The organism is Desulfosoma sp., assembly GCF_052743555.1.
Window position 1 is genome coordinate 25,561 of record NZ_JBRAHS010000020.1, and the last position, 21,683, is coordinate 47,243.

Consider the following 21,683-nt stretch of genomic DNA (forward strand, 5'->3'; position numbering starts at 1 on the left):
ATGAAGTTCAGTTAGTCCGACAACGGCACCAGCCTGCGTCATGGAGTGTCCCCATCCACAGCATTAGTGCGGCCGAGATGGCCAAACAAGCCGCTTGGGCGAGGGAACTCGCACGCCGCTTCGAAACAAATAGGGCGAACGCCGAAGCCCGGGCTGCAGAGGCAGAAGCCCGGGCCGTACAGGCAGAAGCATCATGGGAAAGAATACGCAAAGAGCTCCATCACGTCCACCAAGCCAATCACTATCATTGGCAACTGGCCGAAGCCCGTCGTCAGCAAATCGAGGCATTGCTGAACAGCAAGTCCTGGCGGATTACCCAGCCACTGCGAGCGCTGTTCGCTCTGGCGCTGTACGGGCGCGACACCTTTCAGCGGCAGGCAGAACGCATCACCGCATCTCTCCTGAGCGGCCTGATCCGTTTTGCGGTTTCCAGCCCACGGGTAAAGCGGTTGGCACTAGCGTGGATCGGAAGGTATCCAGGACTAGAGGCGTCGCTGACCCGGTTTGCGGTCCAGCGAGGTCTGACAGGCTCTCAGGCCGCCCAAGGCTCGGCAGTCAGTCTCTCCCCGGAAATGCCCTACAACATCGCGAATCTGCCCCCCCGTGCCCGCCAAATCTATTTCCAGCTTAAGGCCGCCATTGAACACAACCAAAAGGAAAATGGCTGATGCGCATCGTCATCGATATGCAAGGTGCTCACACGGAAAGCCGTTTTCGCGGTATCGGCCGCTATACTATGTCCTTCGCCCATGCGGTGGTGCGCAACCGCGGGGAACACGAAGTCATTCTTGCCCTGAATGGCCTGTTCCCCGAGACCATAGAACCGATCCGCGTCGCCTTTGACGGCCTGTTGCCGCAGGAAAACATCCGGGTCTGGCACGCCCCCGGCCCGGTTTGTGAGATGCAGCCTGGCAACGACGCTCGGCGTGAGGCCGCGGAACTCACGGAAGCCCTATCCTCGCTTCGAGCAGCATTACTTAAGCAAAATCGATCATTTACGGCGTTCGGCGCTCTGTCTATCCATATCCGAGTTCATCCGGAAAACCGGAAAGAGGGCATGGATGTCCTCAATATAGAGGGTGACAAGATCGTCAACGTATCTACGGCCATTGTCGGCCACTTCCAACCCTGGGCCACCGACAACGCTGCCGCTGAGCGAATCCTGAAAAAATTCCATATCAATGGAGCCTTTGTGCTTCACAGCGGCAGCGCCGACGAGCGCAAAAACCTGGTTCGGCTCATCCAGGCTTACGCCGCACTGCCAGCAAGCCTGCGCGTCCATCAACTGGTGCTCGCCAGCAAGATGCCGGAGTATAACTTCGGTTTTCAGCTTTTTGACTATCAATTGAAGAGGATGGGTGTAAAATGCTCGGTTGAGGAATGTGACGGGCCGATGTGCAACTATAGCCAAAATCTTCTCGAGCAGAGTTTGGGTGTTTATCCGTGGAGGCTGTCTCCACATGGTGGCCCGTGCTTTGGATGAAAGGTTCACCGCCGGAAAACAAACTGTACCCAAGCAATGTAGCGGAGCGTTCTGGTGCCCTGGCCCTTGTACTCGGCCCAGGCTGGCACGACCTCGAGCGTACTCACGTTTGGTCCAGCTCAAAGGCGCTGTTGCGCTCTCCCGTTCCAACTCATTGTCGTTCCAGTGGATGCCGTGTTAAACTGGAACACTCTGTTTTCGGAGCCTCTCAAGAAAGGCCAGTGCATATTATTCTACGAGGAGTCGATCCAAAGCAAACGCCTGCTCAATTATTGACTATTCAAACACCTGCTCGTCAGGAGGTGACTTTACCTTTGAATCCCCCTGTAAGCATCCACTCTATATCCATAGAAGTCCCCGATGCCGTATCGCCAAAGGCGCTATACAACAGTAAGGACAGCCGTATTTTGGGGGTGGCCCTATACTCCATAGATCTCATTCCTCTCTTTATAGATTGAAGCAAACTGTAATGCTTCAGACGGAATTGCATTTTCCTCTCAAGCCAATCCGTAGAGAAAGGGGAACGGCCAGTCGTAAAAGGGACCTCTTGCATGCCGCGCCGGTGCATGGACTTGCAGGGTCTGTGCCCTGAGTCCATCATCCCTTACAGTCCGCAACAAAACGGGGGGATCGAACGGTTCACGAGAACGCTTAAAGAGGAGTGTTTCTGGTTGCCCCTGTTTTCGTCTTTCGCTGAGGCACAGGCGATCATTGAAACCGGGATCCAGGCGTATAACACCGAGCGGTCACACCACGAGCTGGGATACGTCTCTTCGGTTGAGTCCCGCTATGAGCACGCTGCTCAGTCGCCATGAAGAACGCGGTGGGGCTGTGGCTTTTTCCTGAGGAAACCGCCCCGCTAAAGGCTCAGAGGGCGCGATCCTTTGTTCTTGCCACCAAGAGACAAGAGCGGTGCGTTTCCAATCACGCGAATTTTGGTTTTGACGGATAGGGGTCATTACAGCCTCTTGCCCCCAACGCCCCCCTGCCAAACTCCTGTTGCGCCTCTCAAGGACTTTGGGATACTTTATAATTGTTTCGACATCGGCTGCTTTTGGCGCTTACCCTCCCAAAGAACCCAGCGCCGAAGGACAGGAATGTGAGCCCGTTCCAATGGCGCAAAGGAAAAGGCTGGTCGGGACGCGCTGGAAAAGGAGATCTCGGTGCAATGGATTGCTCGGTTCGGTTGGACCGTTGGCACGGCAGCGCTCTGGATCCTGACGTCGGCGGCTTTTGCTGACTCTGTGCCTTTGGGCATCGTGACCGGAACGCCAAAAGGGACCGACTATCGGCTCGGCCTTGACCTGCAGGACATCCTGAAGTCTCAGGGCATCGATCTGGCCGTGCACACTTCTGCCGGGTCGGTGGAAAACATTTATGCGGTCTATAAAAGACCCGGTGTGCATCTGGCCGTCGTGCAGTCGGACGTTCTGGCCCTCCTGGCCAAAGTGCGCACGCATTCGACACTGCGGCGCATGGCGCAAAAGATCAAATTGGTCGCCCCCCTTTACAACGCCGAGGTGCACCTGCTGGGTCAGCATTTTTTGCGGGACTTGGGAGATCTTGAAGGGAAACGGGTCGCCGTCGACCGCGAAGACAGCGGCACCTATCTTACGGCCCGGCTGCTTCTGGAAATTTCCCAGGTCAAGCCTGCGGAAATCCTGCCCATGGGGCCCGAAGAGGCTTTGGACCGTTTGCGCTCGGGCACGGTGGACGCCGTGTTCTATGCGGCGGGCGCTCCAGTGCCGCTTTTTCAAGAAAAGGTGCGGCCTGAAGACCACCTACGGCTTATTCCCGTCACTGACAAATACGCCAAAGGGTTTTACCCTCAGACCGTCATTCCCGCAGGCACTTACCTGTGGCAGCATGAAAACGTTGCGACCATTTCCGTGAGAGCGGTCTTGGTAACCTATGATTACCGAATGGGATGGTGCGACGAAGTGGCCCGGTTCGCTCAAGCGCTGGAACAAAACCTGGAATGGCTGAAAAAAAATGGACATCCCAAATGGAAGGAGCTGGATCTTGACGGAAAAGTCGCCGGCTGGGAGCCGTCCTCTTGTGTGCGGAAAGCATCGAGCCTTCGAGGGCTGGTCCCCGACGCAACGACAGAGGAAGTAAACCCCGTTGTGGAAACCCTTCGGCAACTGTTTCCATCCAACTCAGATTAACACCGCCCTATGTCACTGTGGGCGCGGACCACTATCGAGCTGTTTTCGACTTCGTCTCCATCCCTCAAGATCCTTCGGGGGCCTATTGGAAACACGTTGATATCTCAAGATCCCTCGGACGCCTATTGGAAACTGTCTCGCTTGCAGGGGCTGCCCGTGCGCCTTGACAGCGTGGGCGGTGGGGATGAAAGCTGCTTCAATGACAGTGCTTGGGATTCGACCACTATCCAGCAGGTGGTTCAATGCATGCAAAACTGTGGAACAACCTCCGAATGCCTCTTGGCGTGCCTTCCCGAGGACTTGGAGCTCACGTGTCATCTAGCGGTCGCTTTTCTCAATGAATCGACGGAAACCTTGGAATTTAAGCTTCCACCCACTGTATTCCCACACACTGTCTTGCCGCACACCTTTCGGCGCCCTTTGGGGGGGGGAGTGTCTACACGCCGGCGGCCATTACCGGGGTTCAGTGTCTTTACGAAATCGCCGAATTGACTTATGGAGAGACATTGAGTGGCAAGGCTCAGGGCAAACTGCAGGACATGATTTGGGACTGTTCGGAAACGGGAACGCTCTCCGAGGAACAGGGCGCTTACCCCCAAGGGCTTCCCTAGCTGAAGAAGAATCTTTGAGAGGCCGGCTACAGCCTTCAAGCCATGGGAGCTCACGGAGCCCTCAAAACTGTGGGGTTTTCTTTTATGTATTTGGATTTTTATAAGTTTCGAGCGGAACCGTTTCACATCACGCCGGATCCGGATTTTCTGTATCTGAGTCCGAGCCACAAGGAAGCGCTGGCGGCCATTATTTATGGTGTGCAGCAGCGCAAGGGCTTCATCACCATCACAGGGGAGGTGGGCCTGGGCAAAACGACCATCGTGCGCAGCTATCTGGAACGCTATGATCCCAAGAGCACGAAAACGGTCTTGGTGTTCAATGCCAACGTGTCCTTTGAAGGACTTCTCCGCGTCATGTATCGGGAACTGGGGCTCACGCCCCCGGACCTGGATCCTTATGAAATGGTTCAGGAACTGCACACCCTGCTCATCCAGGAGTATCAAAACGGGGTGAATGTGGTGCTCATCATCGATGAAGCCCAAAACATGCCCGTGGAAACTCTGGAAAACCTGCGCATGCTGTCCAATCTGGAAAGCACCAAGGACAAGCTTCTCCAGATCATTCTCATCGGCCAGCCGGAGCTGGAAAACCTCCTGAACCAGCACCGGCTGCGTCAGCTCAAACAACGGATCGCCATTCGCACCAAGCTCAGGCCGCTCACCCCCGACGAAAGCCTGGACTACATTCGTCACAGGCTGTCGCTCGTCCAGACGCAACCCCAGGAGATCTTCACCCGCAAAGCCTTGCATCGCATCGTTCGAGAATCCCAAGGTATTCCCCGCAAGATCAACATCATTTGCGACAACGCTCTGATTACAGGCTTCGGTTATGGTCACAAAACCATTTCGGCCAAAATCATTCAAGAGGTGGTCGACGACCTGGCCGGACGATTTTCTTTAGCATCCAAGAAAAAAAGATACCTTCTTGTGGCGGGGCTCTGCGTCGCACTGCTGATTCCGGCTCTGCTGTGGCGTCAGCACGTCCCGCGCACCGCTTGGGTCTGGGCCAAGGAAAACATCCAACGTCTTCACGCTCTGTGGGTTTCCGTGACAACGACGTCGCCGCCCTCGCAAGAGGTGTCACAGGCGCCGTTCCGGCCCACTTCCGAACGCCAGGCAGGAAAATCCGACGAGAGCGTGCGAGCGAACCAACCGCGTGTCGTGAAACCCTTGCCTCCCTTGGACGCACAGCCTGCGGATAAAAAAGCTGCCGAGCCCCAGGCCCGGCGGCTTCCAAGGCTACCGTCCGGTAAAGAATCGCAGCAGCCCGACGCAGCGCCCATGCTGCGTGAGCGGTCGGCACCATCACGGCCGGCGGCCATGGAAGGCATCTCCTTTGGGGATCATCGAAAGGCCTCTCCGTCCGCCTCGACCAGGACACCAGCCCTTGTGGAAAGGCTCGTTCCCGAATCCCCTGAGAGTTTTTGGCCTGCATTTTCCCCGAGCATCTTCGGCTTTTGGTATCCCGAAACGTTCAGGCTCTCAAACCTGGGCGCCAAGGATCCGTCGCGGGCGGCCGCCGGGCAGGCGCCTTTACAGAAAAACCTTCTCCGCTCCCCACCGCCTCAGGCTTCCAAAGGCCGCCGTTCACCAACTCCGGATGTTCCCCAGCCCGATCCCGGCCGCATCATCGACTGGATTCTCAACAAGCGCAGCAAAAACCCGTGATCCAATCAACGTCTCGAAAGCGTATGACGGCTGCTTGTGGGTTCATTGCTTCTGCTTTCCTCGGGACCAATGCGGTCCAAGCGCACCTTTCACCGCCAAAGCAGCGTGTATGAAGCGCGCCGTCTACTTTTGGCTGCGCGGCCCGTCCCCACGCGCCGATCCGATGCGACGTTACCTTGGCAAGCGCTCCACGTCTTGAGAGGCCCCCATGAGGCTCCGCCACCTGATGACGCCCTGCAGCGCTTGGGCAAACGAGTGGGAACGCTTCCTTACCCCTAAGGCTGGAGCCTCTCACGTCCCCATTTCCCAAGAACCTCGAGAGGCCGTCAAAATACCGTATGAGGGTTTTTGCTTCTGTATTGCGGGTTGACGCGCCTCATGATCCACGGCACGACCTCTCGGCCACTCGCACGGGTGCGGACCAGCAGAAGCCTGTCCCTCCGAATGACCCTCACGGCGAAACTGCGATCCCCAGCGAGAAGGCCCTTCCGGCAAAAAAGGAGGACAGACCCTTCCCATCGGAGGGAGGCGCTCCTGCGCGTTCGCAAAACCTGTGCCCCATTCAAGTCATCACCTCGATGACGTTCGCGCTCCTGCGCGTCCGTAAAACGTGCGGACCGCGAGGGAGCAGTCCCTCCATTGAAAGATCCGGGCCCCTCCGGGCGCCAGAATAGCCGCTCTCGGATAGACTCCCATCAACGGGAGGTCCCACATTTCTCCCAGGACCATGGATAAGCCAGCTCCGTCAAAAAACGAGCTCTTATCGAAGCGACCGGGATCCCATGACGGCACGCTTGCCGCTAAGCGGTCACGGGTGCTAAACAGGTGCCTTAAGCACGGAGCGTTACGGATCGACCCGGAAGAAGCGCTTATGACATCCGGGCTGCCGTCCTGCCAACCCAAGGCACAACCGGAGGTTTACCGCCTTTGAAAAAAGATGCCCAGACTTTGCCACCCACGGCGTCGGCGGAAACCCGAGGGCCCGCCAAGCGGTTGCGCAGGCGGCGTCCTGAACGTTACGTGTGCGCCGTGTGTGGGGAGGAACTGCCTTTTTGCTGGACGTGCCCGTGCGGTTTTATGATCTGCAGCGACTGCATGGAAGAAAACTTTTGGGGCATGACCTGCAACGGCATCACCTGGACATGCCCGGACTGCGGCGCCATTCGTGGTTTCGGCAATCAGTGACAGCGAGGAGCGAGGCATTTATGGCGACACAACGCGTAGTCATTGTCGGAGCGGTGGCTTTGGGACCGAAAGCCGCCTGCCGCATCAAGCGGCTTCGTCCGGATTTTGATGTGGTCATGGTGGATCAAGATCAGTACATCTCCTACGGAGGATGCGGCATTCCCTATTACGTTTCCGGGGATGTGAGCGATCTGTCGGCGCTCATGAGCACCAGCTTTCATATGCTGCGGACACCCGAATTTTTTGAAAAAGCCAAAGGAGTGCGTGTGATGACGCGAACCCGGGCCGAGGCCGTGGATCGCGAACGCAAGACCGTTCGCGTGCGTCACCTGGAAACACAGACGGAACAAGAGCTTCCCTACGACTACCTTGTGCTGGCGACAGGCAGTGTGCCCAACGTCATCCCCGTTCCCGGAATGGACCATCCCGCGGTTGAGCGGGTCAGCAATCTCCATGATGCCGCCGCTATCAAGGACAAGCTTTCCAATGGCGCCGTGGGTCGAGCGGTGATCATCGGTGCGGGCGCCATCGGCTGTGAAATGGCTGAAGCCATGGCCGACATGTGGGGTGTGGAAACGTCCCTGGTGGAAATCGCGCCCCACGTGCTTCCCGGCGTTTTGGACCCCGTCCTGGCCCGAATGGTGGCCGCACACCTGCGAGAACGCGGTGTGGCCGTGTACACCGAAGAAATAGTTCGAGAAATCCGCTCCGGTGGAAACGGTGCCTCGGTGACCGTATGCACCGACAAGAGGGACCTGGAGGCGGATCTGGTCATCACCGCCGTTGGAGTAAGGCCCAATGGGCGGCTGGCCCAACAGGCCGGACTGCTGGTCTCGCCTCGAGGGGCCATTGTGGTCAATCGGCGCCTGCAGACGTCGGATCCATGGATCTACGCCGGGGGGGACTGCATTGAAGTGACGCACCTCATCACGGGAAAGCCTTTCCATTTTCCTCAAGGCTCTTTGGCCAACCGGCAAGGGCGCATCATCGGCACCAACATTGCCGGAGGACATGCCACATTTGAAGGATCCGTCGGCTCCTTTGCCGTCAAGATCTTTGATGTGGCTGTGGCCGCCGCAGGGCTGACGCGAAAGGCGGCTTCTGCGGAAGGCTTTGACGCCGTGCAAGCCCTGGTGATCCAAGCCGACCGAGCCCACTTTTATCCCACTCAGGACCTTATGACCCTGGCCCTGGTCGTGGACCGCAAAACCCGCAGGCTGCTCGGCATTCAAGGGGTCAGCCGAAACGGAGACGCTCTCGTGGGCCGCATCAACGCCGTGGCCGCCCTGCTGGCGCGCCGAGGCACCCTGGAAGACCTGTCCAACCTGGAAGTGGCCTATACGCCGCCCTTTGCCGCGGCCATGGACATTGTCAACGCCCTTGGAAACACCGCGGAAAACATTTTGGACGGCCACAACGTGACCGCCGACCCCGACGACTTTGAACAGTGCTTCCTGCTCGAAGCCCAAGAGGATGCGCTCTGTTTGGATGTGCGCGGTCCTCGCAATGCCGCCCCCTTCGTTAAGGCCTACGGCGACCGATGGATTAATGTGCCTCAGGAAACCCTGGCCCAAAGCCTGGAAGCCATCCCTAAGGACAAGCGCTTGTTTGTGGTGTGTAACTCCGGCGTGCGATCTTATGAAGCCTTGCTGCAGCTTCGAGCCGCTGGCGTGAAAAACGCCGTGAATGTTCAGGGCGGTGTGGCGGCTCTCAAAAAGGCGGGCATCATCCGGTTGGACAAGGAAGAAGCAACCTAGGAGGCGCTTCGAAACGCCGCGTGAAGATTTTTGTGTCCACATCGAGCATGCGCGCGCCCACATTTTCGAAGGGACGCGCTCCTGCGCGTCCGCCAGCTCACACACCCCAAAGAAAAGGCCCCTCTAAGGAAATTGAAGGGGCACGCTCCCTCAACCGAAGGGACGCCCGCCTGCGCGTCCGGAAAATGTGCGGACCGCGAGGACACGGTCCCTCCGCGCTGAAGGATGGGCGGTGCCCGGGCATTGGAGCACACCCTCGCGGCTGTCCGCAGAATATGTGGAGCGGCACGAGCCGATCCCTTCGCAAGAGCCCTCCCGCAAGCAGGGCGGCGGGCCACGTTGATCGAGAAACCCGGTCCCTCCGCAAGAGAGCCCCTCTGGCATTGAAGGGAACGACCTCCAGGTCGTCCGGGCAATGTGCGCACCGATAAAAGCCGCTCCCTTCGAGGGGAATCGGGTGAAAGAATCGCGGCCACGCTTCTGTTGACCCGGCCGCGGTATTGCGGTATGGAAAGCTGACGCCTTATCAAGGGTCGCCGTTCTTTGACACGGCAATGGGAATCAGGTACTCCAACGCGGGTTTAAAAGGGAAGACGGTGCGATTCCGTCGCGGTCCCGCCGCTGTGAACGGGGACGAAGGCCGATGAACCCACTGTTCCATGGGCATGGGACGGGAAGGGCGGCCTGTAGGAAGATCCGTGAGCCAGAAGACCTGCCTGCATTCCGTCACGAAAGAGACCCCGATGGCAAAGGGCTCTTCGACGCTCCAAGACTTCGAGGAAAAGGTCTTTGAGTGATCCTTGGGATGAAGAAAAAGGGTGCAATCCTTGGAACGGTGACGTTTCAAGGATTTTTTTTGTTCACCGTGGAGTAGCGCATGAAAACACAGGAACGTGCCTTCGACGGCGCAGCCACACCGCTTGTTTCGGCGGGAAAGACCATCGAAGAACAGAGTTTTTGCATCATCGACGCGGAAATGGGTCCCCACGACTTTCCTCCGGACCAGTGGTCCATTGTGCGCCGTGTCATTCACACAACGGGCGATTTAGAATTCGCTCGGCTCATTCGCATTCATCCGCTGGCTGTCAAGGCGGGTTGCGCGGCCTTGCGCCAAGGCGCCGCCATTGTTGTGGACACGCGCATGGTCCAGGTAGGCCTATCTCCCACGCGGCTGCAATGGTTCGGCAATGCCGTGGTAGTGCCGGCGTCCCAAGCCGGCGTGCGCGAGACGGCGGAAAAAGAGGGGCTGACGCGATCCGCGGCCGCCTTTCGCCGTTTGGGCACGACCCTGAACGGAATCATCGTCGCCGTGGGTAATGCGCCGACGGCACTTTTGGAAACCCTCAGAATCATGCATGACGAACGGATTCGGCCGGCGCTCGTGGTGGGAGTGCCCGTAGGTTTTGTCCAAGCCGACACCGCCAAGGAAGCCCTGTGGCAGTTTCAGGCCGTGCCATCCATCACGGTGCTGGGCCGAAAAGGCGGCAGCCCCGTGGCTGTGGCTGTTCTGCACGCGCTGCTGGAATTGGCCTATGGCCTGGGGCCTGCATGACCCCACATTACGGCATAGGAAAGGAACAGGTGCATGCTGGGTACGCTCTACGGCATCGGTGTGGGTCCCGGAGATCCGGACTTGCTGACCCTGAAAGCGGTGAAGGTTCTCGGCCGTGTGGGCCATGTGTTCGCCGCCTCTTCATCCTCCAACGATTACAGCCTGGCTTTGGACATCGTCCGGCGCCATCTGCCCAAGGGGATTCCCGTCCACTCGCTGGACTTCCCCATGACCTTTGACAAAAACCGCCTGGAAAGCGCCTGGCGGGCCAATTGCGATACCGTGGCGGCTCGGCTCGAGAGCGGTGTGGACGTGGCTTTTGTCACCCTGGGCGATCCCATGACCTTCAGCACCTTCATTTATCTTTGGCGAACGATTCGACAGCGGCTTTCCGAGGTGCCCGTGGAAATTGTTCCGGGCATCACCTCCTACCAGGCAGCCGCCGCCTGTGCCGGGGTCGTCTTGGCGGAAGCCGAAGAAACTTTGACGGTCATTTCGGGGGCCAAGGGCGGCCGGCGTCTTTCCCAGGTTCTTCCCTTTTCCGACAGTGTGGTGTTGATGAAAGCGTACAAGCATTTTCCGGAGATTCTGGACCAGATTCGGCGATCAGGCCTTCAGGATTCCGTCTGTTTTGTGAGCCGCTGCGGCCTGGAAGGCCAGGTGGTGGAAAAGGATTTCGCTGCTCTTGAAAACCTCAAACCCCATTACCTTTCACTGCTCATTGTCAAAAAGGGCGGTGGTTCCACGTAAGGCATCGAGGACAGCCTGTGGATTTTGTGGAAGCCCCTGACGCAGCACACCCTTTCCCCCCCGAAAATTCGGCGAAGACGCCGCCGGCCCGATCCAGGCCTTCGGGGCCAGGAGAGCGCTCGCGTCTCTTTTGGATTTTGGCCGTCCTTTCCGTTCTGGCTCTGGCCGTCTATTGCCTCACCTTGGGACCCTATGCCATCGATTCCGGCACCCTCTGGCACCTCCTCGCTTCGATCTTTTCCACAACATCCGCACCGGCGGCACAGGATGCCGTCACGGCCCACTACATCGTTTTTCATTTGCGCTTGGCGCGCATCGTTTTGGCTTTGGTGGTGGGCGCCGCCCTAGCCCTCTCGGGCACCGTCTATCAAGGCATTTTGCTGAACCCTTTGGCGGATCCCTTCACATTGGGCGTTTCCACCGGGGCGGCTTTCGGAGCGTCTCTGACCATTCTCGGCGGATGGGCGTCGTGGAAGCTGGCGGGCATGAGCCTGCTGCCCGCCGCCGCTTTTGCCGGCGCCGTGGGGGCTCTGAGCCTCGCCATGGTTCTGGGGCGTCTGCAAGGCCGAATGCATCCCACGACGCTGGTGCTGGCGGGGATTATCGTGTCCACGTTTCTTTCAGCCGGCATCAGTCTTTTGAAAAGCCTTCACGAGGAATCCCTTTCCGCCATTGTGTTTTGGATCATGGGGAGTCTCTCGGGGCGAAGCTGGCGCCATGTGCTGGCGGTGCTTCCCTACATGGGGGCAGGTTCCTGGGTTGTTTTCGCTTATGCTCGAGAAATGGATCTTCTGGCTCTCGGGGACACGGCGGCGTATCACAGCGGTGTGGACACGCAGAAGGTGCGTCGGCGCGTGCTGGGCGCGGCGTCCCTTGTGGCGGCTGCCGCCGTGGCCGTGAGCGGCGTGGTGGGATTCATCGGATTGGTGGTCCCGCATGTGGCTCGCCTGTGCCTGGGACCGTCCCACCGTCGGCTTCTTCCCGCGTCCATGATTCTCGGAGCCGTTCTGACGCTGGTTTCCGATACGCTGGCGCGAACCGTTCTTTCCGACGGTCGAGAAATCCCGCTGGGCGTGGTCACAGCCCTTTTGGGCGCTCCTTTTTTCGCCTACCTGCTTGTGCACAAGAAAAGGTCCGTCGTGCTGTGATTCAGGTCGAACACCTTCACTGCGGGTATCCAGGCCGAAAGGTTCTCACGGAGGTGAATCTCACCATAAAAATGGGGGAGTTTGTGGGGATTTTGGGACCCAACGGATCCGGAAAAACCACGCTCGTCCTGGCCCTCACCGGCGTGTTGCCCATCAGATCGGGAATTGTTCATTTGAACGGAAAGGACGTGGCCGCGATACCACACCGCGAAAGGGCCCGCCTTGTGGCCGTGGTGCCTCAGGATCTTCAAGTGGCCTATCCCTTTACGTGCCGCGAGGTGGTGGCCATGGGACGATACCCTCATCAACGGGGCGGCGGCCGGGAAACCGCTGAAGACGCCGAGCGTATTGAGCAGGCCATGGTCTGGACCGACACGTTGGATCTTGCCGATCGCCCCATCACGGAACTCAGTGGCGGCGAACGCCAGCGGGTTTTCGTGGCCAAGGCGCTGGCCCAGGACACGCCGGTTCTGGTGCTGGATGAGGCCGTTTCCGCCATGGATGTGCACCGAAAGCTGCACATTTTTCATCTGCTCAAAGCCTTGCAGGAAAAGGAGCGGCGCACCGTGGTCTTTGTCCTGCACGACATCAACACCGCCGCCGTCTTTTGTCAGCGACTGGTCTTTTTGCAACGCGGCCGCATTGTGGCCGACGGCCCGACGTGCGACGTGCTGCAGCCCGAAATTCTGGAAAAGGTCTACGAAACTTCGGCTTTTGTGTACTCGGTGCCGGGGCGGAACGGGGTGCGGCAGGTTTTTTTTGCGCGCAGCTCTGCGGCCGGTGAGCCGCACGAGCCATGAAGTCCGCGCAATCATGAACACAAAGGAGAACGTCGAAGGAGGGTGCCGTATGGCCGATCAAGTTCGAAGGCGGCTGTGGCTGTATTTTTTGGTGGCAATTCTGTGGGCCGTGCGTGGGGCATGCGACGCAGCCCCCGTTCAGGTGGTGGATGATGCGGGCCGAACCGTGCGTCTGGAAGCTCCGGCGCAACGAGTCATTGTGCTTTATGGAGCCTTTACGGAAATGCTTTACGCCATGGAAGCCCAAGACGTCCTGGCGGCGCGGACGCAGGCCGACACCTTTCCGCCGGACATTCTAAGGCTGCCTTCTGTGGGCACGCACATGCGCCCCAACGTGGAAATGATCCTGGGGCTGAAACCCGATCTGGTGGTCCAGAGCGCCAGCCGCCGAAGCGCCATACCGGAATCGGCCCGTCTGGAAGAAGCGGGGATTCCCATAGTGATTTTAGGTCCCAAGGATTTTGAAGGGGTTTTTTCGGCCATGGAGCGGCTCGGCCTGCTGATCGGCCGAGAGGAACAAGCTCGAAGGACCGTGGACGCCTTACGGCGTCGCCTTGAAGCGGTTCGATCCGCGTGTCGGGGCACGTCGCAGCACCCGAGGCTCGTTTTTGAAATCCGCGCTGATCCTCTGGCCGTGGCCGGCCGCGGCGGCATGCCTCAGGCCGTCATGGAAGCAGTGGGGGCCATCAATGCGGTTTCCTTTCCCGACCCCATTGTGCAGATGTCTGTGGAAAATCTTCTGGTCCTGGATCCCGATGTGTACATCGTGCAAAAGGGGCCCATGAATCCCAATCCCGAGCCTCCGCACAACCGCGCGCATTTCGACAGATTGCGCGCCGTGCGTTTGGGGCAGGTTCTTGAAGTGGAAGAGGCCTTGTATTCACGCCCCGGGCCTCGAGCCGTGCAGGCGGCAGAAGATCTGGCCCGTCGGCTCTGCTCGGGCCACCTTCCCTGATTCCGGCCGGCTTTCGGCATGCAACGGCTTGCCAAAAATCCATGCGAGCGTCCCTTTGAACGGATGAAAAGCATCCTTGGGCGTCGGCCAAGGGGTGGATCGGCTGGAGCCGGTCCCTTCAGGGTCGATGGAAAGGGCGTGCCCCTTTCTATCGGAGGGATGGCCTCCCGGCCGTCCGCGAATCTGCGAACCGCCAGGGCGCGCGACCTCTACAAGGAGCGATCCATAGGGAACGGGAGGATCCGTGAGCCCTTGAAAATCAGCGGCGGCCGTTCCGAGGTGGAATCCGTTTTACCGCGTCGTGGTTTCCACCTCGTAGGTCAACTGCACCTGGCCCTGAGCGGGTGCATCCACAGCAAAACGCACCAACCCCGCGTGCACCTTTTCATAGGGCTGGCTCGATTGAAGGATCTTCCAATCTCCCGACAGATTCTCTTCCAAGATGACGCGTTGCGCCTGCGCCTTAGCGTTTTTCACCACCAGCGTCCACCGCAGGCGCTGGACGTTTTGACCGACCTTCTTGATATCCTCCAGAGTCCGCTCCACCTGCACGTCAAAGGAACGACCGAATTCCAGATGGAGCGTCCCGTGAACGGGGGTATGACCAATGGCCTCTTCGCCCAGAGGAATCACTTCGCCCTGACCGGTGATCATACGGGCGGCAATGACACCGGCCGGCAATGGTATCCCCAAGCCCGAAGCCACTTCATTTTGAATATCGATCAGAGCCCGTACCGGCTGGTTCCGACTCTCTTTTCGTTCAAAGCCCCAATCCGCGCCGGATCCGTTTCCCGTGCTCACCACACGCTTTTCTATGGGGACGGCCGAAGCTTTCACCCAAGGAATCTGCAGGGGATCCCCCGCCGGCAGATGCACGGGGTCGGCAAGTCGATACAGATGGTACTCAAAGGCGGCAGCCTCCTCCACAGCACCGGGCTTGTCCATGAGAGCTTGCTGAGGAGCCGCCATGGCGGCCCTCATGACCCGGTCCCGTCGAAGCACGCGCTGTAGGTCTCCCGCCAGAAGCACCACCCGCACCCCGGGAAATTCCATATCCGTGGTGTTGTGCACGACAATGCGCCCGTCCAGAACCGCCTGGGATGCTTCTTCGTTCAGGTAAAGCCCGTACAGAGCCTTCCATTGCAGTCCGCCGGCTTCATAGAGGCGTTCCGCCCGCACTTCCAACGGAGCCTTGCTCTTATTTTCCACATTCCAAAAAACTTTGGGCCCAAGAGATAACTCCTCAGGAAGCGAAGGGAAAAAGATGCCGTGATATTCCCCGGTGTAGACGCCTTCGTCCGTCAGAAACACCGGCGATCCGCCTTCACCGCCGTCGGAGACCAGTTGCACGCGCCGCACCATTCGGGCGTCCAGGCTTCCTTTGGGGTTGGTGATCACCACATCCAGCGGTTTGCCCACATAACTTTTGAGCAACTGATTTTCAGTAATGGGTCGAAAATGGCTCACCACATCGTAGGAAACCACGGTTTCCACGTCGGTCAACGGCCGCACGGAAAGGCTTTCCAGATCCATGGTCCGTGGAAAATTTTCCAACACCACGGTGTGACGTCCCGGGGGGAGCGCCACCGTGTCCACTTCTCGGACCAGAGCGAGACCGCCTTGGCTGATAGTCACGGTGCGTTCCTGAACGACCGCCGTCGCTGCGGTCGGCCACGCAAGGCACCACGCGCTCAAGACCGTCCACAGAAGGATTCCGCGGCATGCTTTCATGGTTCCCTCCTCGTCTCAGTCCTTTCGTGTTGCGTGCCTCTTTGAGCGTTCACCGGTACACCTTTCGGCGCGCAACTTTCCCTGCGGCCCACGAGCCTTTTTCATCACCAATGGCATGGCCGCAGACTCCCGTCGCGGGGCACGCCTTCAGCGGACCCCTTGATGGCGCCGCCTCGCCATCACCCAAACACTCCATGGCCCAATGAGTTGAGCCAATTGTGGCGGCAGTGCCTTGGTTTTGGGCGTTCATGCCGGTGTTTCGCCTTTGAATTCATGGGCGCTGCGTTCCAGAGCCTGCCGGCGTTCTTGGATCAGGTGCGCCGCCAGCTCGCTGAAAGGCCAGTTGATGGAATGTTCGGTGACCACAGCAAAGATGGGCCTGGGAAGGTCGGCGTCCTTAAACTTTTGGATCAGAAAAAAAATGCCTTTTTGGGGAATGTTGTAAAAAAGGACGATCTTTTCATCGCACACAAAGGGTTCGCTGTCCCGTCGACCGCCCTGCACAATCTCCCGAACCAGCAGATGGCCTTGCTCGGGCAAGATACTGAAGGCCGGAGGCGCCTTGACCAGGTCCAGCACGCGATCCAGTTTTTTCTTTTTCTTCGCGGGTGAAGTTCCACACAAGCAACCGAGGTTTTTGGTTCATAGCCCTTCCTTCGTTGAGGTCGCAGTACCCGGCCGGGACCATCTTCACACCCGTCCTACAAGGCGTAGGAACCGACGCAACGTTTCATAAAGCTGCACCAGACTATCGATGATGACATGTTCGTCTTCCGCGTGCTGGCTGTGCTCTCCATCGGCGCCCCAGACAATACCGGGAATGCCGAATTGGGAAAGAAAGCGGGCATCGGAGGCCCCGTGGGCTCGCCCCAGTCGCGCTTCCGGCACCAGACGCATCAAGGTCTCGACAGGACCCGCCGCTTCTCCGAAAAACAGGGGCTCCTGTTCCAGCACGTCCACGTGGGAACGGACCACGCGACGGACGGCTTCCACAAGGGCTTTCGGATCGTCGTTCTCCGTGTAGCGAATGTCCAGGTGCGCTTCCGCCACGTCCGGCACCTGGTTGACGGAAGAGCCGCCTCGAACGATGCCGATGTTCATCGTGCGATGCCAGTGATCGTCCGTCTCGACGGCAAAAAGGCGTTTGACGGCCAAAAGATCTTCCATAAGGACTTCGATGGCGTTGACCCCAAGCCACGGGCGGGCTCCATGGGCCGTTTTGCCCCGTGCCGTCAGGCGAAGGCGCACAATCCCCTTTTCTTTGACAATGATTTCCGTGAAGCTTCCGCCGTCAAGGGCAATGGCGAAATCGGCGGGGATGTGCGGCAATGCGGCACGAGCCCCGCGATAGCCGCCCACTTCCTCGTCGCCCGTAATGAGAATCCCAAAGGAGAGGGCGTCTTGGGAGAGCCCCTGAGCCGCCAATTCTTGCATGTGCTCTTTGAGCAGTGTCATCGACAGCGCCACCGCGTACTTGTCATCGATGCTACCTCGACCGTACAGACGACCATCCCGCTCTTGAGGCTCAAAGAGAGATTCCGGCGCGTCCACCACATCGATATGGCTCATGAGAAGCACCGGAACACGCCCCTTTGTGGGAATCACCCACAGGGAAGGAATGCCTTCGCAATCCATGCGCTGCACCGTGACGGGAATATCCCGAAGGTAGGATTCGATAAAATCGGCGCAGCGGCGGATTTCTTCCGGTCGGGAGTGCATGGTGCGAAAGCTCATAAGGGTTTTGGTCAGCTCAACCAGCTCTCGCATACGGCATCCTTTCGTCCCGTCTACCATCGAGTGGGTTCAGTCTGCCACGGGCCTGCCCGCACATCAAGCGGCAAGTCTTTTCGCGTGCTCCATAACACAGAAATCTGCCACGGTACGAGCTCATGCATGGGGGTTCCTGTATTTTTCTCTCGACACCAGGCTGGCGTCTGGATATGAAAATAGCCAATATCCAACGGACATCCCGGGGCGGACGCCGTCGGCAGGGCATAAGGAGTGAACCATGAGAATGAAGAACTCCTCGACGCCGCGCCAGAAGGCGGTCTGGTGCCTCGTGCTCGCCGCCTGCATGGCCTTGTTCGCTGCACCCGCGTTGAGCCAGCAACAAACTTCGAGTGCAGGAAAATCGTCCAACCTTATCAACATTAACACCGCCGATGCGACACAGCTGCAAGCGCTTCCCGGAATCGGACCCGCCATCGCCGAGCGCATCATCCAACACCGCCAAACCCACGGCCCTTTCAAGAACACCGAAGACATTAAAAAGGTGCAAGGCATCGGTGACAAGAAATACGAAGCCATTAAGGACTTAATCACCACGAAATAAACGTCGCGTCCGCCCAGGGATGTTCTCCACATGCAAAGCGGTTCGCTTTCCCATCAGCGCAGGACCCATTCGTCTGGACAAGCGCGTGGGAATGACCGTTTTTTTGACAAATGACAAGACAAAGGGTTTTGTAGTAAAAATTGGAGGGACAAGGCATCTTCGAGGTCATTTTCGGGTCCAATGGGCGGCAGCGTCTCAGGTCCCCATATTGAAAAAAATAAGCCTTCGTTATTAGGCTCTCGCACCTTGCCGGAAACTTCTTTTCGTGGGAGCAGCGCAGGGAAAATCGCAACATTCCAAGGAGCTGGGTGTGATCATACCTTCCGGAGACATGGCGGTATGCCGTCAAGGTCACGAGGTTTTGGAAGCTTACCTGGGCACATGTGTAGGAGTGGCACTGTGGGATCGGGAAGCCGGTGTCGGCGGTCTGTTCCACGCGCTGCTCGCCGAACCTCTCTCCGTCGGAAACGTTCCTGCAGAACCCTTGCGCTACGCGTCCACAGGGCTTCCCTTGTTCCTTGAGGCTCTTGAGCAAAAAGGAGCCAAACCATCCCGCTTGCAAGCGGCCGTGGCCGGCGGCGCCATCGTCGGCCCCAGCGACGATGTGCAGTTGGATCTGCAAATCGGGGCCCGCACCCTGGAACGCGTGGAACTTTTTTTGAGGGCGGCGCGCATTCCGGTGCTGCTTAGCGAGACGGGCGGCACCTTCACGTGTTGCCTGCGTCTACATTGCCGCCATTGGACGCCGGAAATCATTCCCGTGGGCAGCCATTTTTTTCGCCCCTCACGGTCTGCTGAAATCTGCAGGCCCGCTAAGGAATCCCTCGAAAAAGCCATAAGGGACGTCAAACCGATTCCCCAGATTGCCTTTAAGATCCTCGCCCTTCTGCGTTCCGAAACATATCAGATGGGAGAAATCAGCCGAGAGATTCGGTTGGATCAGGTGCTTGCGGCCAAGGTCTTGGCCCTTTGCAACGCTCCCATCTACGGCGCCCCGGAAAAGATCAATTCCTTGGACAGGGCCCTCGTTTTTCTGGGCGAAAGGCGCCTTCTGCAAATAGCGCTTTCTGCATTCCTTTCGGGGGTTTTTCCGTCCACGGTCGGCGGCTATTCCTTGTGTAAAGGAGGGCTTTTTCAGCATGCCGTGACCACAGCCTTGGGAGCCGAATTCATGGCCCGGCGGCTCGGTATGTCTCAGGGTCGAGCCTATACGTACGGTTTACTGCACGACATCGGCAAGATTGTCCTGGACCAAATGGTGGCCGAGTGCGCGCCGCTGTTTTACCGTCAGGCCCTGCACGGCGAACGCCCGTTAAAGGACGTGGAAAAAGAGCTCTTCGGTATGGATCATACCGAAGTGGGGGCTCTTTTGATTCAACAATGGAACTTGCCCGTGGACGTGGCCGACGTCATTTCCGGGCATCACCAAGCGGATGTGAACGGTATGCGTGCCGCGCCGCAAGAAGTGGCTTTAATCACCGTGGCCGATTTCATCACCAACCGGTTTTTGGCGGGAAGCCAGCTGGAAAGGCTGGACCCCCGGCCTGTGATTCCTGCCGTGCGCCTCTGTGGGCTGACCCCGGAAACACTGGAAAAGATGATCGCCGACATGCCTCTGGCCCTCATGCGCCAACAGGCCTCCGGCTTTTGACTCCCCCCCGGTACGTAAAGGTCCCACAAAGCCTTCTTAAAAGGGAGCGATGGTCCGCAGGGCTGGCACTTGCACATGAGCCTGTTCGAGAACACCTCTCGTAGGCGCAGCGCAAGCCGTGACGGCCTATCGCGCTTTGCGGCGCTCCTACAGCCTCAAGCCGAAAGGACGCGGCCAAACCACTCAGACATGCTCGTCAGAGAACTTCGCGCGAGCTAGTCGTGCCATACCCGAAATTCCGTCCATGAAGCCGAGATGCAGAGGCTCAGTGCGATGGGATTTGTGTTGATCCGTATGACGACAAGGATAAAATTCCAAAAAAAGTGCTGTCTTGTCAGCCATCATGGGTTGAAGGACTTCCGATGACCAGCATGGCCTTGTGGAAAAACTTTCTGAACTGGAGCCACCCCTTCGGGATGTGCTGACCGCTGTCCTGGAAGAGGTGGAAAGGCAAAAGCGGCAATGGGAACAATCCGTTACGCGTTCGGACTTTGATCAATTGAGGGAGATCATCAAAACCCTCGCGGAGGCTCAAGCCAAAACGGAAAAAACACTACAGCGCCTTGAGGCCACCGTCGAAAAACTTGCTGCCGTTCAAGAACGTACGGAACAGGGACTCAAAGCGCTGGCCCAGGCTCACCAACGCTTGGAACAAAGATTTGAGGAACTTGCCGAGGCGCAACGGCGCACCGAAAAACGCTTTGAGGAGATGCTGGCCGCTCAAGCTCGAATGCAGCAAGCTATCGAGCAGTTGGCCATAGGTCTGGGGACGGTGCGCGAACAGGTCGGCGGATTGGCGCGCAGTGTGGCCTACGCCTTGGAAAGTGAGGCCTACCGCCATCTGCCAGGCTTTCTCAAGGCCAAGTACGGTATCGATGTGCTGGAACGGCTGGTGCGCACGGAAGTCGGAGGGCGGGAGGTCAATTTCTTCGGGCGGGTCCGTAAAGAAGGCCACGAAGCCCATCTTGTGGGGGAATCCGTTCTGCGTTTGGACGACCGGGCCAAATTGACGCAGCTTCAGGAAACAGTGGACGTGGTGGAAGAGATCGTCGGAGGACCGGTCATCCCTGTGCTCGTGACCCACTTTGCCAAAAGCGAGCCTTTGAAGAAGGCGCAAAAACGCGGCATTATCGTCATTCAGAGCTTTGAATGGTAATTTCCAGGACTCCCTCTTTCAAACGCATCATCAAACAAGGTCCACAGGAGCCTGTGTGAGAGCACGTGCAGCAGGAGCGGCGTAAGCCGCGATTCCCACATGTACCCGCATGGCCATGGAACCCGCATCGGATTGGGGTCGCCTGCACCGCTCCTCCAGCTCCACGCCGAAAGGACGAGGCCAAACCATTACGGCGCAGGGCCTGGGGCTTTCAGCCCAAAGAAAAGGCGGGCGAAACGCCCGCATTTACCGGAAAAAGCCTTTTTCGGAACAGGTGTACACCGATTCTGGAACAGGTGCACACCGAGCTTTAGTCCCAAGAGTGGAAGATTTTTGGCCTTTCGCGAGGGGATCACCCGGTGGTCGAGGCGACCTCCGGGTGAGACGACCTACTGAACCTGCGGCGCGCCGGGTCCCATTCCCCAGCCCATCCCTTGCCCTCGAGGGCCGTAGCCGCACGGAATGCCGGCATCCTGAGCCTTTTGCCAAATCTGCCGGCGGATTTGTTGCATTTCTTGAGCCAATGTCCCCAGGGCTGCAGGATCCGCGTTGGGATTGTTCAACATCTGCTGATACTGCAACCGCTTTTGATACAACTGCTGCTGTAAGGGGGCCACATCCTTAGCGAATGCCTGCCCTTCAGGCGAAGACAGCGCCCAACACGGCCCCATGCCGGCTCCATGCCCTCGAGGGCCGTAGCCGCACGGAATGCCGGCATCCTGAGCCTTTTGCCAAA

General features: G+C 58.5%; 18 protein-coding genes, 1 pseudogene and 1 riboswitch. Of the genes and pseudogenes, 15 read left to right on the forward strand and 4 right to left on the reverse strand.

The window, feature by feature from the left end; genetic code table 11:
- The 12 genes from ACUVSA_RS12425 to ACUVSA_RS12480 form a co-directional block, all read left to right on the forward strand.
- A partial coding sequence (locus tag ACUVSA_RS12425) for a hypothetical protein (RefSeq protein ID WP_445895067.1) occupies positions 1-668 on the forward strand: 668 nt, incomplete at its 5' end.
- On the forward strand, positions 668-1,483 hold the full coding sequence (locus tag ACUVSA_RS12430; RefSeq protein WP_445895068.1) for a hypothetical protein: 816 nt from the start codon (positions 668-670) through the stop codon (positions 1,481-1,483). The genes ACUVSA_RS12425 and ACUVSA_RS12430, both read left to right, overlap by 1 nt.
- Positions 1,484-2,049: 566 nt before the next feature.
- Positions 2,050-2,298 (forward strand): integrase core domain-containing protein, encoded by a 249-nt coding sequence (locus tag ACUVSA_RS12435; protein ID WP_445895087.1) that lies wholly within the window; start codon positions 2,050-2,052, stop codon positions 2,296-2,298.
- 348 nt (positions 2,299-2,646) lie between these two features.
- Entirely contained in the window at positions 2,647-3,651 is a 1,005-nt protein-coding gene (locus ACUVSA_RS12440; RefSeq protein ID WP_445895069.1) for a TAXI family TRAP transporter solute-binding subunit, read from the forward strand.
- Between the two features lie 653 nt (positions 3,652-4,304).
- On the forward strand, positions 4,305-5,930 hold the full coding sequence (locus ACUVSA_RS12445; protein ID WP_445895070.1) for an AAA family ATPase: 1,626 nt from the start codon (positions 4,305-4,307) through the stop codon (positions 5,928-5,930).
- 927 nt (positions 5,931-6,857) lie between these two features.
- Positions 6,858-7,115 (forward strand): hypothetical protein, encoded by a 258-nt coding sequence (locus tag ACUVSA_RS12450; RefSeq protein ID WP_445892403.1) that lies wholly within the window; start codon positions 6,858-6,860, stop codon positions 7,113-7,115.
- Between the two features lie 20 nt (positions 7,116-7,135).
- Positions 7,136-8,872: an FAD-dependent oxidoreductase gene (locus tag ACUVSA_RS12455; RefSeq protein WP_445895071.1), complete on the forward strand. Its 1,737-nt coding sequence runs from the start codon at positions 7,136-7,138 to the stop codon at positions 8,870-8,872.
- A 546-nt stretch (positions 8,873-9,418) separates the two neighbouring features.
- A riboswitch (cobalamin riboswitch) is annotated at positions 9,419-9,606 on the forward strand.
- A gap of 143 nt (positions 9,607-9,749) precedes the next feature.
- The gene (locus ACUVSA_RS12460; protein ID WP_445895072.1) at positions 9,750-10,424 is read left to right on the forward strand and encodes a precorrin-8X methylmutase; all 675 of its coding nucleotides are present in this window, start codon (positions 9,750-9,752) and stop codon (positions 10,422-10,424) included.
- 33 nt (positions 10,425-10,457) lie between these two features.
- Complete coding sequence (cobI, locus tag ACUVSA_RS12465) at positions 10,458-11,174, forward strand: precorrin-2 C(20)-methyltransferase (RefSeq protein ID WP_445895073.1); 717 nt, start codon at positions 10,458-10,460, stop codon at positions 11,172-11,174.
- A 17-nt stretch (positions 11,175-11,191) separates the two neighbouring features.
- Entirely contained in the window at positions 11,192-12,322 is a 1,131-nt protein-coding gene (locus tag ACUVSA_RS12470) for a FecCD family ABC transporter permease (RefSeq protein ID WP_445892672.1), read from the forward strand.
- Entirely contained in the window at positions 12,319-13,122 is an 804-nt protein-coding gene (locus tag ACUVSA_RS12475) for an ABC transporter ATP-binding protein (RefSeq protein WP_445895074.1), read from the forward strand. Before ACUVSA_RS12470 ends, ACUVSA_RS12475 begins: the two co-directional genes overlap by 4 nt.
- 49 nt (positions 13,123-13,171) lie before the next feature.
- A complete protein-coding gene (locus ACUVSA_RS12480) occupies positions 13,172-14,077 on the forward strand; it encodes an ABC transporter substrate-binding protein (RefSeq protein WP_445895075.1) in 906 nt (301 codons plus the stop codon).
- 291 nt (positions 14,078-14,368) lie between these two features.
- Here the strand turns inward: ACUVSA_RS12480 and ACUVSA_RS12485 are convergent, their stop codons facing one another.
- The 3 genes from ACUVSA_RS12485 to ACUVSA_RS12495 form a co-directional block, all read right to left on the reverse strand.
- Positions 14,369-15,808, reverse strand: a complete 1,440-nt coding sequence (locus ACUVSA_RS12485) for a DUF4139 domain-containing protein (protein WP_445895076.1) — start codon at positions 15,806-15,808, stop codon at positions 14,369-14,371.
- A gap of 246 nt (positions 15,809-16,054) precedes the next feature.
- Positions 16,055-16,432: a DUF3783 domain-containing protein gene (locus ACUVSA_RS12490; protein WP_445895077.1), complete on the reverse strand. Its 378-nt coding sequence runs from the start codon at positions 16,430-16,432 to the stop codon at positions 16,055-16,057.
- Between the two features lie 66 nt (positions 16,433-16,498).
- Entirely contained in the window at positions 16,499-17,575 is a 1,077-nt protein-coding gene (locus ACUVSA_RS12495) for a M20 family metallopeptidase (RefSeq protein WP_445892667.1), read from the reverse strand.
- A gap of 241 nt (positions 17,576-17,816) precedes the next feature.
- On the opposite strand from ACUVSA_RS12495, the gene ACUVSA_RS12500 reads away from it, so the two are divergent.
- The 3 genes from ACUVSA_RS12500 to ACUVSA_RS12510 all read left to right on the forward strand — a co-directional run bounded on the left by ACUVSA_RS12500 (position 17,817) and on the right by ACUVSA_RS12510 (position 20,947).
- Complete coding sequence (locus tag ACUVSA_RS12500) at positions 17,817-18,140, forward strand: ComEA family DNA-binding protein (protein WP_445895078.1); 324 nt, start codon at positions 17,817-17,819, stop codon at positions 18,138-18,140.
- Positions 18,141-18,450: 310 nt separating this feature from the next.
- Positions 18,451-19,791: an HDOD domain-containing protein gene (locus tag ACUVSA_RS12505; protein ID WP_445895079.1), complete on the forward strand. Its 1,341-nt coding sequence runs from the start codon at positions 18,451-18,453 to the stop codon at positions 19,789-19,791.
- Positions 19,792-20,170: 379 nt separating this feature from the next.
- Positions 20,171-20,947: a hypothetical protein gene (locus ACUVSA_RS12510; protein ID WP_445895080.1), complete on the forward strand. Its 777-nt coding sequence runs from the start codon at positions 20,171-20,173 to the stop codon at positions 20,945-20,947.
- Positions 20,948-21,336: 389 nt separating this feature from the next.
- On the opposite strand, the pseudogene ACUVSA_RS12515 reads toward ACUVSA_RS12510, so the two are convergent.
- Positions 21,337-21,683 (reverse strand): annotated as a pseudogene (locus ACUVSA_RS12515) (hypothetical protein); the annotation flags it as partial.

What these genes read in the sequence shown, in the direction of transcription:
- ACUVSA_RS12430 (WP_445895068.1), top strand. Translation starts at nt 668, where the DNA reads ATGCGCATCGTCATCGATATGCAAGGTGCTCACACGGAAAGCCGTTTT.
- ACUVSA_RS12435 (WP_445895087.1), top strand. Translation starts at nt 2,050, where the DNA reads ATGGACTTGCAGGGTCTGTGCCCTGAGTCCATCATCCCTTACAGTCCG.
- ACUVSA_RS12445 (WP_445895070.1), top strand. Translation starts at nt 4,305, where the DNA reads ATGGGAGCTCACGGAGCCCTCAAAACTGTGGGGTTTTCTTTTATGTAT.
- ACUVSA_RS12455 (WP_445895071.1), top strand. Translation starts at nt 7,136, where the DNA reads ATGGCGACACAACGCGTAGTCATTGTCGGAGCGGTGGCTTTGGGACCG.
- ACUVSA_RS12460 (WP_445895072.1), top strand. Translation starts at nt 9,750, where the DNA reads ATGAAAACACAGGAACGTGCCTTCGACGGCGCAGCCACACCGCTTGTT.
- cobI (WP_445895073.1), top strand. Translation starts at nt 10,458, where the DNA reads ATGCTGGGTACGCTCTACGGCATCGGTGTGGGTCCCGGAGATCCGGAC.
- ACUVSA_RS12480 (WP_445895075.1), top strand. Translation starts at nt 13,172, where the DNA reads ATGGCCGATCAAGTTCGAAGGCGGCTGTGGCTGTATTTTTTGGTGGCA.
- ACUVSA_RS12485 (WP_445895076.1), bottom strand. Translation starts at nt 15,808, where the DNA reads ATGAAAGCATGCCGCGGAATCCTTCTGTGGACGGTCTTGAGCGCGTGG.
- ACUVSA_RS12495 (WP_445892667.1), bottom strand. Translation starts at nt 17,575, where the DNA reads ATGCGAGAGCTGGTTGAGCTGACCAAAACCCTTATGAGCTTTCGCACC.
- ACUVSA_RS12500 (WP_445895078.1), top strand. Translation starts at nt 17,817, where the DNA reads ATGAGAATGAAGAACTCCTCGACGCCGCGCCAGAAGGCGGTCTGGTGC.